The organism is Streptomyces sp. NPDC048111, assembly GCF_043202815.1.
Classification (GTDB): domain Bacteria; phylum Actinomycetota; class Actinomycetes; order Streptomycetales; family Streptomycetaceae; genus Streptomyces.
The window spans coordinates 59,141-71,835 of sequence record NZ_JBIDBD010000019.1 but is presented as its reverse complement, the minus strand read 5'-3'; the positions used below and the strand labels follow the sequence as shown (position 1 = coordinate 71,835).

Here is a 12,695-nt window from a genome sequence, read left to right as displayed (position 1 = left end):
TGCAAAGCACCAACTCCAGGAGTGCCAGGTGAATCAACCCATTAGTAGAGTTTCATCAAACCGCCCCGCCGTGGAAGTTTGCGACCTTAAATACAATGCAGGCGCAAGGCAGCTGCTTGAAAGCGTGAATTTCACAGTCACCACCGGAAGCTCTATAGCGATAATCGGCCCGAGCGGAAGCGGGAAAAGTACCCTCCTTAGTTGCATACTCGGACTGATCAAGCCTGATTCCGGAGCTATATACGTAGCAGGAAAAGATATCGCAAGAATGAAAAGACGACCTTTGGAGCGCCATCGAAATCACCACATGGGCATGGTCTTTCAATTCGGCGAGCTACTTCCTGAGCTGACTCCGACAGAAAACGTGGCGTTAGCTGCACTTCTCAGGGGGGATGATGCGGAGATGGCGTACAAGAAATCTGAGAATCTGCTCGCCGAACTCGAAGTTCCCCGGTCTGGTGTTTCCACGCAACACCTATCAGGAGGGGAGCGGCAGCGCACCGCAGTAGCTCGCGCACTGGTCAACGAACCATCGGTAGTTCTCGCTGACGAGCCCACCGGCTCCCTAGATCGCCACTCGCGCGACAGCGTGGCAGACTTGCTTTTCTCGATCCCCCGTCGCTGGGGCTGCGCTTTGGTGATTGTCACTCACGACAGTGAGGTAGCTGCGCGGGCGGACACGGTTTTCCAAATCTCTGAGTCGACACTCATCCGCACTCAGATTGGTCGTCAGGTATGACGCGCCGCCTGTCGCTCCGAGCGAACCTACTTCGGGTAGGAGCGGCTGCTGGACGGAGTTCAGAAATGGGACATCTGCGAGCGCTGGCTTTGCTACTCGCCACCACTATTTTTTCTCTGGGACTGGCTTCAGTAGTTGGCGTCTTCTCTGCATACGACGGTATAGATCGCAGATCATCCGACCGCTCCTTGCAAACGCTAGAGGCATACCCAGACCGCAGTCCAGTGGCCCTGGCCAGCGCGAGATTCGACAGAGCCTACGGTATACAGCACAGCATTGTCTTTCTGCGGCCGCTCAAGAGTGAGGCCCCTTTACCACCCGGCGTAGACTACTGGCCGGCACCAGGAGAAGCCGCATTGTCACCGGGTCTGATACGGGCACTGCACGACGAAGGAGACCCTCAACGCTTCGGTAGGGTTGTCGAGACTATTCACGCCGAAGGTCTGGCCAGCCCTGGAGAACGCTTTGCTTACATCAACCCGAAAGATAACCAACTGAACTCCCGGACGATGCAACCCATCGTCGGATTCGGTGGCCATAAAGGGATTGTGTCAGGAGACCCCCTTTTCATCAAGGGCCGCGACAGGCTATTGAACGCTCTGTACATATTACTATTACCAGCAGGTGTCCTGTCCGTGATTGCAGCACGCATGGGGTCCACGGGTCGTGATCGCCGCACAATGCTGGTCAGCGCATTGGGTGGACGATGGCGGGACAGGCTCTGGATTAATCTCGGAGAAGCAGCTCGACCAGTACTCTTGGGTGGAATGCTAGGAATCGCTCCTTTTGCGATTATTGCCTACACGGAAGACTTCCGACTTCCATGGATAAACTATTGGTTGTCGGCTGCCGACCTACAATATTGGTCGTGGCTGCTGGCACTGGCCGGCTTCGGTTCGATCACAATTATGTTTGCGCTGATCTGCATGCTACATAAACTTCCTGCGCGTGCCACTGCTTCCTCGACGCGCCTCGCCTCTAGGCGCAGCCTATTGGTTCGCTGGGCAGCCGCATCCTGCCCGTTACTACTATTTGCGGCAGCTTGGGGACCAGCTCAACTTGACCCAGCGCAGCATTCCTGGCTCCGTGTGCAGCTATACCACGCCGGAGTAGTGGCGGTTCTCGCCACTTTGCCCTGCGCTGTGGCCGTCTTCACTGCTAGCACAGGATCACATCTGGCGCGATCCACACGAAGGACAGGCGCTGCGGGGGCGCTGGTTGCCGGACGATATCTAACTACCCATCCCGGCTCTGTGGCCCGTCTCGTAGCCGGAATGGGAATCGCCTTGGTCGTAATATCCCAGATACAGCTTGCAACAGCACAGTTCAGCGAAAGCTCTCACCTGGCTAAGGCTGCTCAGAAACGATTTGGCAGTAGCATTCTCTTCTTGAATATCCATACAAATGAACTGTCCCGAGAGGCCATCAAAGAGCTTGTCAATGCCCTCCCGACAGGGACTGCCACTCTCGGACTAGGATATTCAGCCGAAGATCCAGACTCTCCTGCTGTCTTCGTGGGAACTTGTGCAACCCTGCTGAGACTCCAAGTAGATTGCGCTCAGGGTTTGACCACTGGCTCATCACAGGCCGACGCACGGCTCGTTGAGGCAGTGCGCTGGCTCGCACCGGGGTCAGACCGACTCGTGGTGCGCAAGGGGAACCCCTTGCTCGAAACGACGTCCACTCGACGGGAAACGCTGATTTTACTGTCGGCAGATGGAACCGACCTGGACCAGCCACCTATCAGACGACTCATCAGGCGGCTGCCCGTCGGCTCCGCAACAGTTGACCCTCCGGGGGCTAGTTGGCTAGGCGGATCCAGCCTCGCGGCATCGCACGGGAAATGGGTGATCTTCTTCGGAGTTCCAGGCGTGTTGATCCTCGGTCTCGCCGTTGCTATGTCAAGCCTTTCTGAATTTTTGCGCTTCGGTCGACGCCTTGCCCCCGTGAGCGCATTGGCAGGGACACGACGTATCTACTACTCAGGAGCAGCATGGGCTGTGCTGGCACCCATCTTGATCGCTACAGGAATGGGTGTTGTTGCCGCGATCTGGTTGGCTGCACCAGAAGAGAACCCCGACTACGGGGTGCGTCTCTCATACGGGCTGCTCGGTAGTGCAGCTGCAACGCTGACCGTCATGGCTCTAGCCATCTGGTGGCTTGGAGCGCGTTCGAGCGCACTCCAAGCCACCAGATGGCGCCCTTTCGGGGACTGAAACGCGTCGGCAGGCCAGGGGCGGCCACCGACTGCGACGCGGCAGCCGAGCGGGCGACTACCAATCAGCGCAATACCGTCAAAATGAGCAAGCTGCAGTCCTGTCATCACTGCGTTTTGCCATCATTGCCTTGGTCTCTTTCGTTGTGGTGCAGTATCACCGTCCGCTGGCGGTCGAGCCAGACTTGCTGTGATCGGCGTCCGTGGGACAGCTAATGAAGAGCGAAGGCGTCGCCGTCAACCTGGCCGAGTGGGGTTACACCTACGACGAGGCCGTCGAGGCGTTCAAGGACTCCAACGCGGTCCGCGTCGTGTGGGGTGAACTGCTGCCGGCCAGCGACGGGCGCATCCAGAAACGCGGGGTGAGCTTCGGCTGGTACGTCTACGTCACGCTCGGCCAGAGCCAGGCCCGCGCCATCCTCTTCGGCAGCGCGGCCACCGCGGCAGGCATCATCGGCGTGATCACCGGAGGCATCGGCGGCGCGGTCGCGGCCGGCGTCTACTCCTACATAGCCAGCCTCGGCAGCGACAACCTCAGCAAGTGCAAGAAGGTCGAGATCCGCTTCACCTACACCGGCAAGGCCGCCGGAGGAAAGTGCATCAAGTGAACCAGCCCGGCACCCACCGGCGGCGCCCCGCGGTCATCGGCATGATCAGCGCCATCATGGTCTTCTTCCTCGCCATGCTCATTCACGCCCAACTGCGCTCCGACAGCCACGCCCTGGGGCCCGCGCTGGCGACCTTCGCCGCCACCGCGGTACCCGGCGGCCTACTCGCCTGGTGGCTCGCCGGCCGCCCCCGGCGCTGAACCACCGCCCAGGCCGGGCCGCGCCCGGACGACCAAGGCCGGCACCCCGCGGGGCGCCGGCCTGTTCCACCGCAGGGAAGCGTCGTGACGGCACTGCCCGAGGTCAGCGCCGTCCCCAGGACCGGGCTGCTGCGATGTGGCCGTGGTTGTCCCGCAGGGTCGCGGTGTCGCCGTTGTTGTTCCAGACGTAGTCGCGGCGGTCCTGGTAGACGTCGCGGCCGGTGTCGCGGCCGATGCCAGTGTGCACCCGGACGGCCTGGTGTGCGGCCAGGCGCAGGTTGTGGAAGGTGTAGGTGTGGTGGGAGCGGTCGGTAAGGGTCCAGCCCTTGAGGTTGACCGCGCTGCGGCTGCTATTGGTGACGGTGACCCACTCGGCGTTGAGACTGCGCTGGGAGCGGTCGTCACGCCCGGGGCTGTCGTACTGGATCGCGCCGAAGGCGATCGGGGAGCGGTAGACGGGGGGCTTGGCCGCAGCAGTGGCGGGGACGACAGCTGCGGCGGTGGCGAGGCCGGCGGCGGCCAGGCCGAGGGCGGCGATGCGGGTGATGGTGCAAGGAGACATGGAAACCCCCAGTTCACAGCGCCCACAACACAAGGGTGCGGGGCGCCGGTCGGTGCGGACGTCCGACGCTGGTTCGGCCGGACACCCACACCATGGCCTCCGCTGATCGAGTCCACGCGCGAACACCCGGCGCGTGACAGAACGCGGACCTTCACACAACCCAAGCGATCACAGCGCCCACGCCCCCGCGTGCAAATACCGCCGAGCGCCGCTGCGAAGGAGCCTCCTCAACGGCGCTGCTGCAGCAGCGGCCAGCTCGTCGGGGTGGGAACGGCGAGAGAGGGCAAAGGTGTTGTCCGGGTAAACCTCCCGTCTGGGTACAGCGCGCCCCTTGTGCTGTGTGGCTGGTCCGACGACACCGCATGAGGGACCATGCCTGAAGTGTCTGTCGCCAGGCGCGCAGATCCTGGCGACGAGGGACGCATCCGACAGCACGGTGACCGCGTCGACGCGGTAGGACGCACCGCCTGATCCGGCACTGGCGAGCGATGCGAAGGGCCCGATCAACTGGGCGCTCCAGCGAACCCACGCTCCGGGCCCGCCAGCGCGCCGCCGGGAACCCGGAAAAGCGGGTGCTCTGCCGAAGGAGCCCGGGGCGGCGTCGAGTCGGGACCGGCTCAGCGCAAGCTCGGGCGCTATCGCGGCGGCCTGACCACCCAAGACCCCTCTCGCGTGTGAGCAGGTCAGAAGAGGTTGTCGATGGGTCGCCGGGTCAGTGATGGGGCACCTGGAGTTCCCAGGCCTGGCATCCGTGTGAGCGCCATGCTGTCTCAGCTCGCCCGCTGGCAGGCATCCACCACGGCCTGCCTGATTCGCCCGTCCAGGTCCGTCGTAAGACGGACCTGTGGGACCGCCACCCGGTGGACTTGACGGTGGGCGCAGTCGTACAGAGCCACCATGCCGCCGGCTTCCCCCAAGTGGATATAGGGGCCGTTCTTGTAATCCGGCTGCCCGTCCGCATGAGTGAAGTCTGCGTGCACGTACTGGATCCGCACGCCAAGGACACGCTCGACGTATCCGAACTGGCCGGTCTGGGCAAGCCGGTGCCCTCGCTCCGCCATTGCCTGGTCCGCCCAGGCGCCTGCGGGCATCGCGATCAGAAGCGTCATGACCAGGACACGGGCCCAGCGTCGGTAGCGCGCAGGCGCCAGCGAGGCACCGCTCAGCGCCCCGGCTGCGGAGACCGCGCCGACGAGCATCACTGCCCATAGAGAGACTTCCGTGCTGATGCCACGGTCCAAGTCGATTGTGCAGAGCCCCAGCCACACACCGGCGATCCCCGCAGGCAATAGGCGCCGCGCCTGTACCCATAACCGCTCGTTACCTGTGACCGACCCCGACACACCCCAGCGAACCGCTCGAGCTACTGCTGCGACCACTCCTGCACCTACGACGACCATCCAGCTTAGAACGAACGCCACAACGCCGATTCGAGTCAGCAATACCGTCTGGTCCATCCCCGCGAACTCGGGAGAGAATCTGCCGAATTGGCGATAGAAGTCCTCAACCGCCAGGTATTGAATGAGGTACAGCAAACCGCACAGCAGTGCCGCAACGGCGCCGAGCATCTGCAGCGCATCTTTGCCTTCGAGCTCGGTTGATGGGGTGCTCTTGGCTTGAGTGAGGTCGTTAGGCATATCGGCAGCATGGGTCGCAGTCTGGGGCCAATGGGCGCATTTGAGCTTCTTCTGAGCCTTTCCAGCGCCCTTGCCTCCTTCAAGATGGCCATGCGGGCCCTGCCGGGGCCGAGCCAGGAGCGCAGGGCGCCCCTGCGTGAGCGTGAAGCCCTCAAAAGGATCGAGTCGCCGCCTTGCGACTCGTGTTCCTCAACAGCCGCGGAGTCCCGAGCCCGACCGCGCGCATGGTCGCGAAATCGCGCAGCCGCGACGGCACTCACGACCTCGGACATCGAAACCGCCAGGGCGGCCGTCGAGCCCCTGGCCACTGTCAAACCCGACCTGAGCGAGGTAGTCGGCACCTCCGGACCAGCAGCCCGCCGCGCGATCACCTCAGTTGCCCACGCCCCGGAGCTCATCGACGCCGTAATGAGCACGTGGGCTGCCCGAGGCATCCGGAGCAGGTCAAGATCTGTTAGCGGGGGCGGCGGGAGTACTCACGCTGTCTGCCGGCAGGCAGGACACAGGTTGTCGTCGTTGTACTCGAAAGGTGTATCGGACGGAGTTAGATGGGTGGCCCAGCACGAGGTGCATAGATCGCCACCGCAGGTGTGGCAGCCGATGTAGCGCCCTCCTGCGTATTCGTAGCGCCGTTTGTCGGCGGATGGATGGGTGCATGGGACCTGTGACTGTGGTTGGGCCTGCGGATAGAGAGCAGCAACGTGGTGTGTGTCCTTGAGTTTGACCTGGTTCAGGTCTCGGCCTTCCGGAAGGACTTGCCGCCAGTCTCCCTGCAGGTGTAGTTCGTCGGTGCCGCACACGCGCAGCAGGGTCAGTCCCGCGGTGTGTGCCTTGTAGGCCTTGGACCACAGATTGGCGAAGGCTTGTGCACGGATGATGTGCATCCAGTCGGGACGGCGCAGATCTCTGTTGTAGGTCGACTCCCCCAGGGTTGCAACGAACTTGGAGTAGAGCGCTTTCACGTAGTCGAGGGTTACCGCGTCGTCTTCGTCGAGGGCTCGCGCTCTGGCATCGCGCAGGGTGGTTCGGAATTTCTCGAGCAGGTTCTCGGTGGATCCTGAGGTGTAGGACTCGTGGATGACGGGCGGTTCACACAGTGCGTGCCGAGGCCCTGATAGGCGGAGCAGGAGTCGCAGGGTGGGTTCTGTGATCCAGAGGGGGCCGGATTCCGCTCGGGGGCCCAGGGGGTTGGGAAGGTGTGAGTCGTGTTCCCACACCGGGGGCGTGATGAGGTGGACGCCGGCACGGCGTGCGTCGTGGGGTTGGGGCCTGGTGGGCTGCAGTTGTCCGAGGGGCAAGTGGGTCTTGAGGGCTGACAGGTAGGCGCCGTTCATGTCCAGAATCGCCACTGGGCCGGTCTGCCGTGGTGCAGTGGGACGTTGCCAGTTGAGCCGGGCTTCCCAGATGAGGTCGGGCGTGTGGGGGGATGGTTTGCGGAGCATGTCCGGCAGGGCTGGGTGGTGGACGATGTCGTAGCGGCCGCCGACACGCAGGGTGTTGAGGAGACGCATGGCGTCGGGGATGGCGTTGGCGGTGAGGGCTGCTGTGGCTTTCTGTGGGTCGCCGTCATGTGTGGTCATGGCTGCGGTTACGGCGTCGCGGATCGGGTCCTGGCCGGTGCGGGCAGGGGGCGGGGGGTTGGGGCGGCGGGCGCTGGGGATGCTGTGTGCGGGTTCCTGGCGGCGGGTGGCGGGGGTTGGGGCAGGCTGGACTGGGCCGTTGGTCTGTGCGCACTCCGTGGCTGTGAGGTGTTGTGGGTAGCCGGCTACTTGATCCGTGGCGGGTTTGCCGCACAGCACGCACAGAGCGGCCTTGAGGGTGGCGTCGGGTGCCGGCGTGGGGGTGGCGGTCCGGGTTCGGTAGTCGACCACCGTGTACGCGCGGAGGAGGAAGTGGGCGTAGGCGTCGCGCGGATGGCCGTCCGGTTCGGCTAATCCTTCTTCCCATGCCTGCAGTGCGCTGGTGCTGGTCCCGATCGCGTGGGCGAGTTGTTCAAGGCTGATTCCGAGTGTGTTGCGTGCGCGTGCGCGTTCGCAGGGGGCGGGCAGAGGGGTGTGCGCGGCGAGCAGCGCGTCGATAGCCGGATGGAGGTTCATCGTGTCCTCTTTCTGGGCTTGTTGGGGCGTGTGCGGGTGGGGGCTGGGGTGAGACGGCAGAAGTCGGTGGCGTTCGCGATGTCGTCTTGTTCCCGGAGGGTGATTCTGAAGGGCTTATCGGTTCCTGCCAGGTGAGGGGGCAGGCCGGTTCTCGTGTGGCCCTGCAGTTCGGTGTGGATGCGGGCGGCTTGCTGGAGAGGGAGCATCCAGGCAGGGAGGTCCACTGGTAGGTCGGCGCTGGGTCGTTGGGGTGTGGGGAGGGTGATCTGGGCCAGCTGGTCGAGGTCGCAGCCGGTCAGGACGCGGGCGGCGACGGCTGCCGCGTGCAGGGGGTGGGCGATACGGGTGTGGATGCGCTGGGCGACGGCCTGGTGGCCGGGGGCCGGGTAGTCGGGGTGTGTGAAGGCTGGCAAGGCGATGGCGGTGGGTGGGCGGCCGGCCGGGGGCGGGGCGGGGTTGTTTTGGGTGTGGTGGGAGGGGACTGCAGGGCGTGGGGGTCGTGGCGGCAGCTCGTACCAGGGCTCGTTCTCGGGAGCGACGGGAGGAGCGGGGTGCCACCAGGGGAAGTGGTCTGCGGGTGTGGGCGTCTGCTGTTGGGCTGTTCGGAGGTGGAGGCGGGCTTTTTCCGGGGTGTCGATGTGGCGGTGGGATACGGCGTTGAGGGTGGTGGTCAGAGCGGCTGGGGTCGGGCCGCTGACGATGAGGGTGAGCTGGATGCGGGTCTGTTCGCGCAGGGCCATGAGGTGTTCGAGGTGTCGGCTGGTGATGCGGTGGGCTCGGCAGATGACGTAGTGGCTGATGCTGAGGGCTTGGGTCCATGCCACGGCCACGCGCCAGGATTCGTCGGCGTTGCCGGTCCACCAGGGTGGGTCGGTGTCGGGGGGTGGGAGGTGTTTGCCCAGGGCGCGGATGAGGTCGTGGGCGAGGTAGGCGGGTGCGGTGGCAAGTGGGGTGGGGTGGACGGCGATTCGGCCGGCGGCGGGATGGTGGGCTGCGAGTGCGGTGGTGGTGTAGTCGGGGTGGTCGTGGGGGTCGGTGATCAGGGTGATCGGGGGCAGGTCGGGGTCGGTAGTGTCGGGTGACCAGGTGGGCTGCCACTGGGTGAGGGTTTCCGGCATGGTGGCCGGGGGTGGCGGGGTCATGCGGTGCGGGGCAGTCGGGGCCGGAGGTGGCGCAGGAGCGTTTCCGGGTCGGCCGGGTGGTTGGGGTGGCGGTGCCGGGTGGCGTGGAGCTGGTGGGTCAGGGCGGCCCAGCGTCGGAGGTTGCCGTGCGCCCACAGGCTGTCCAGGCGGGTGAGGGTGTGGTGGGGGGTGTCGTGCCACAGAGGGTGGAAGGCGCGCATTGCGGTGGGGACTTCACTCGCGTCCAGGGGCTCCATGTGGTGCCAGGTGGCGACCCTGTTGATCAGGGTGGGCTGGGAGCGCAGGGCTTTGAGGCGGGGGTGGCTGGCGAGGAGCAGGATGGTGATTTGGGGGCGGGGATCGTCGTGGAGGTAGCGCACGTATTCGATGCAAGCGGGTGAGAGTTGGTGGGCTTCGTCGATGGCGAGGAGGTGGTGGGTTCGGGCCAGGGCGTGTCGGAGGTAGTCGTCGCAGATGCCGGGGTCCTTGGGTGGGTCGCCGGGCAGGCCGAGCCTGCGGTAGAGGCTGTGGCGCAGGTCGTCGGGGCGGGCCTGGGGCCGTGGCAGCAGGGTCGGCGTGGGCAGGTCGGCGTGCTGCTGGCGTAAGAGGTGCAGAGTGTAGGTTTTGCCGACGCCGGGGTCGGCGGTCAGGCACATCATGCTTCGCGTGTTCAAAGTCTGGTCGAGGGCGCGGGCGGCGGCCCGCACCGCGATGGTGATGACGGTGCGGGCGCCGGGAAGACTGAGGTGATGGGGCGGGGGTGGGGGTGGGGCGTCTGGTGGCTGGATCATCCGGCGTCCTGGTGCGCACGGCGGGACCTGCGGCGGTGGGGCAGGGCGCGGCGGAGCGCCCAGCGGGCGATGGTCTCGTCGACTTCTTCCAGTCCGCGGCGCTTCATGCCTTCGATGACGTGGTAGGTGATTTTGGACCAGACGCGGAAGGTGCCGCCGGCTCCTTCTTCGTAGACGTAGTCGATGAGTTCGGGTGAGGCGTTGGCCCACACGGGGTGGAAGAGGGGGATGTTCTTCTGTACCTCGTGGGGCTCCATGGGGGCGAACTCTTGCCAGATGTAGATGCGGGAGGCGAGGGCGGGTTCGCTGTAGAGGGTTTTGTAGGCTTCTTCGCCGCCGACGAAGAGGACGGCGGGGCGGGTGTTGCCTTTGCCGGTGTCCCACAGGTGGCGGACGAACTCGAAGCATTCCCGGCTGAATTGCTGGGCTTCGTCGCAGACCATGACGTAGGGCTTGCGGGCCAGGGTCCGCTTGAGGAGTCGGTCGAACTCGCTGGGGTGGGAGGGTGGTTCGCCTTCGAGGTTGAGTTCGGTGAAGAGTTCCTGGCGGATGTCGCGGGGGGTGGGGCGGGAGCGGAACTGGAGGAGCAGGACGCGTTCGGCGGAGATTTCCTTCAGTGCGGCCAGGACGGAGAAGGTTTTGCCGAGGCCGGCGTCTCCGTAGATGCAGGACATGGCGCGGGCTGCGATGGTGTCGGCGATGTTTTCGCTGGCTTCGAGGAGGGCTTCGGTGGCGACGATGCGGGCGTCGGTGAGGTTGAGGTAGAAGTCGGGTTCACCGACGGTGTCGTCCTGCTCGGGGCGGAGTGTCGTCGGCTGGGTTTCGGGGTCGGTCATGTCGGTGTCCTTCGCGGTCGTCGGGGCGGAGTCGAGGGGGTTGGGGACTGATGGGGAGGGCTGGGCGAGGGCGGTGCCCAGTTGGCGGCCGGTGGTGGTGTCGTAGATGCCGACGGTGTCCGGGCCGTGGGGGCGGACGTGGACGGCGTTCTGGGCGTGGGCGGCCATCCAGTCAGCCGTGTAGGGGCGGCCTTTCCAGTGCACTGTGTGGCCGCGGATGATGCGGGTGGCCTGCCCGGAGGGCGGGCCCGGGGCGGTCACGGGTGTTCCTCGGGTGGGGTGGGCGGGTGGGTGTCGGGGACGGCCCAGCGGTGTGGGGGGATGATCCGGCGGGGCATGTAGTCGGGGGGCAGATCGTCGGCAGGACGGCTGGAACGCAGGGTGCGGAGTTCTTCGGAGGCCTCTTTGCGGGTCATCGCGGTGTCGGCTTTGGCCGGTCCGGCGGTGGTGTGTGCCTTGAAACGCCGGCGGCGTCGGGTTTCGGCTCGACGCATGTCGCGGCGGAGGCGGCGGGCGCGTTCGGTGCGGGCCTGGTAGACCTGTTCGATCTGCTCTTCGGTGGCCTGGTCGGCGAGGCGGGCGGTGCCCAGATGACGTCGGTTGCCGGCGTCGAAGATTTCGATGTGGTCGAGGTGGTGGGGCTGGAAGCGGATGTGGACGCGGGTGCCTGAGCGGCCGGTCATCCAGCCGGCCATGTAGTCGCGGCTTTTGAAGCGGATGCCGTGGCCGGTGATGATGCGCGTGGTGCGGTCGCCCTCCAGGAGGAAGGCGTGCAGGTCTTCGGCGCTGACCTCGCGTAGCGGGCTTGGATCGCTGTTCCACCATTGCAGTGGGGTGAGGTCGCCGTAGCCGGACATCGTGTGTTCGGCGTTGCGGTCCCGGACCCACTGCGCGAACAGTTCGACGAAGCCTTCAAAGGTCAGGGCCGGGTCCTCCTCTCCCGAGCGGCGGCGGGAGTCGAGTTTCTGGGCGTGGGTGTAGCGGGGCAGGGTGGAGAAGAACATGCTGGTGGCGGCCCGGTTGAGGTTTTCGATGCTGCCCTTGAGGTGGGGGGTGTACGGGGGCAGGACATCGACGTGGACGGCGAAGGCGCCAAGGGCGTCCTGAACGGCGCGGGAGAGGAAGTCCTTGCCGCGGTCGATGCGGATCCGGGCGGGCAGGCCTCCTGCTGGGCCGTAGGTGTCGCCGTGCAGGATGCAGGATCTGAGGGCGGCCAGGATGGATCCGCGGTGCGGGAAGTGTGGGGTGACGGCCCAGCCCATGATCATGCCGGTGTGGCAGTCGCAGAACCAGGTCACCCAGGGTTTCACCAGCCGGCCGTCGGCCCATACCCGCACGGGGGCTTGCTTGTGGTCGCCTTCCCATTCCTCGTTGCGGGCGGTGGGCGGGCGGCGCAGATGTGGGTCGTGGCCACGGGAGGCGGGGATGCCGTTTTTCATGCCGGCCCGGTCGCCGGGTGTCAGATCGCGTTTGACGGCGCGGTGCAGTGTGGACAGGCTTACCGGGGTGGCGCCGGATTTTTGGGCTTCCTCCGCGAGTTCTCTGTGGACAGCTTTGACGTTGCCGCGGTGGTAGGCGAGCAGCGTGCGGATGTTGTCGGTGATTTCGAAACGGTCCCGGCTGCGGCGCAGGGGTTCACCGAGTCGGGCGCGGGCCAGGTTGCGCCACACGGTTCTGACGTGGACGCGGAGGGTGTGGGCGGACAGTTCGACGTGGGCGGTGGTCAGTTCTCCGCGCTGGGACAGCTCCAGTAAGGCGCGTACGGCCGGGCCCATGAGTTCGGCGCGTACTTGCTGCCGGCGGGCCAGGTCTTCGTGGGTGAGGTCCTCGGAGTCCGGGAGCTCCATGGAGGCGTTCCTTCGGTGCGGGTCGATCGGGAGGGTTCGCTGG

The 12,695-nt window shown here is 65.5% G+C and carries 11 protein-coding genes; 3 read left to right on the top strand and 8 right to left on the bottom strand.

The genetic code is table 11. The annotated features are described in order from the left end of the window. Window positions 1-28 precede the first annotated feature (28 nt). Window positions 29-739 carry an ABC transporter ATP-binding protein gene (locus ACGF3I_RS25520; protein WP_393135782.1) on the top strand — a complete coding sequence of 237 codons (711 nt, stop codon included), beginning with the start codon at window positions 29-31 and terminating at the stop codon, window positions 737-739. A gap of 359 nt (window positions 740-1,098) precedes the next feature. Here the strand turns inward: ACGF3I_RS25520 and ACGF3I_RS25515 are convergent, their stop codons facing one another. After that, window positions 1,099-1,278, bottom strand: coding sequence for a hypothetical protein (locus tag ACGF3I_RS25515; protein ID WP_393135780.1), 180 nt, complete (start codon window positions 1,276-1,278; stop codon window positions 1,099-1,101). A gap of 1,891 nt (window positions 1,279-3,169) precedes the next feature. Here ACGF3I_RS25515 and ACGF3I_RS25510 point away from each other — a divergent pair. Both ACGF3I_RS25510 and ACGF3I_RS25505 read left to right on the top strand, forming a co-directional pair. Next, a complete protein-coding gene (locus tag ACGF3I_RS25510) occupies window positions 3,170-3,562 on the top strand; it encodes a hypothetical protein (RefSeq protein WP_393135778.1) in 393 nt (130 codons plus the stop codon). Further along, entirely contained in the window at window positions 3,559-3,762 is a 204-nt protein-coding gene (locus ACGF3I_RS25505) for a hypothetical protein (protein ID WP_393135776.1), read from the top strand. The genes ACGF3I_RS25510 and ACGF3I_RS25505 overlap by 4 nt, the downstream gene beginning before the upstream one ends. Window positions 3,763-3,865: 103 nt before the next feature. Here ACGF3I_RS25505 and ACGF3I_RS25500 read toward each other — a convergent pair whose 3' ends face one another. The 7 genes from ACGF3I_RS25500 to ACGF3I_RS25470 all read right to left on the bottom strand — a co-directional run bounded on the left by ACGF3I_RS25500 (window position 3,866) and on the right by ACGF3I_RS25470 (window position 12,652). Beyond that, window positions 3,866-4,324: a lamin tail domain-containing protein gene (locus ACGF3I_RS25500; protein ID WP_393135774.1), complete on the bottom strand. Its 459-nt coding sequence runs from the start codon at window positions 4,322-4,324 to the stop codon at window positions 3,866-3,868. Between the two features lie 770 nt (window positions 4,325-5,094). Further along, window positions 5,095-5,961, bottom strand: a complete 867-nt coding sequence (locus tag ACGF3I_RS25495) for a hypothetical protein (RefSeq protein WP_393135772.1) — start codon at window positions 5,959-5,961, stop codon at window positions 5,095-5,097. A 476-nt stretch (window positions 5,962-6,437) separates the two neighbouring features. Next, window positions 6,438-8,057 carry a multiprotein-bridging factor 1 family protein gene (locus tag ACGF3I_RS25490; protein ID WP_393135771.1) on the bottom strand — a complete coding sequence of 540 codons (1,620 nt, stop codon included), beginning with the start codon at window positions 8,055-8,057 and terminating at the stop codon, window positions 6,438-6,440. Continuing rightward, window positions 8,054-9,175, bottom strand: coding sequence for a hypothetical protein (locus tag ACGF3I_RS25485; protein ID WP_393135769.1), 1,122 nt, complete (start codon window positions 9,173-9,175; stop codon window positions 8,054-8,056). The genes ACGF3I_RS25490 and ACGF3I_RS25485 overlap by 4 nt, the downstream gene beginning before the upstream one ends. A gap of 20 nt (window positions 9,176-9,195) precedes the next feature. Continuing rightward, the gene (locus tag ACGF3I_RS25480; RefSeq protein ID WP_393135767.1) at window positions 9,196-9,969 is read right to left on the bottom strand and encodes an AAA family ATPase; all 774 of its coding nucleotides are present in this window, start codon (window positions 9,967-9,969) and stop codon (window positions 9,196-9,198) included. Beyond that, window positions 9,966-11,066 carry an AAA family ATPase gene (locus tag ACGF3I_RS25475; RefSeq protein ID WP_393135765.1) on the bottom strand — a complete coding sequence of 367 codons (1,101 nt, stop codon included), beginning with the start codon at window positions 11,064-11,066 and terminating at the stop codon, window positions 9,966-9,968. Before ACGF3I_RS25475 ends, ACGF3I_RS25480 begins: the two co-directional genes overlap by 4 nt. Then, the gene (locus tag ACGF3I_RS25470) at window positions 11,063-12,652 is read right to left on the bottom strand and encodes a Mu transposase C-terminal domain-containing protein (RefSeq protein ID WP_393135763.1); all 1,590 of its coding nucleotides are present in this window, start codon (window positions 12,650-12,652) and stop codon (window positions 11,063-11,065) included. Before ACGF3I_RS25470 ends, ACGF3I_RS25475 begins: the two co-directional genes overlap by 4 nt. Window positions 12,653-12,695: the final 43 nt, after the last annotated feature.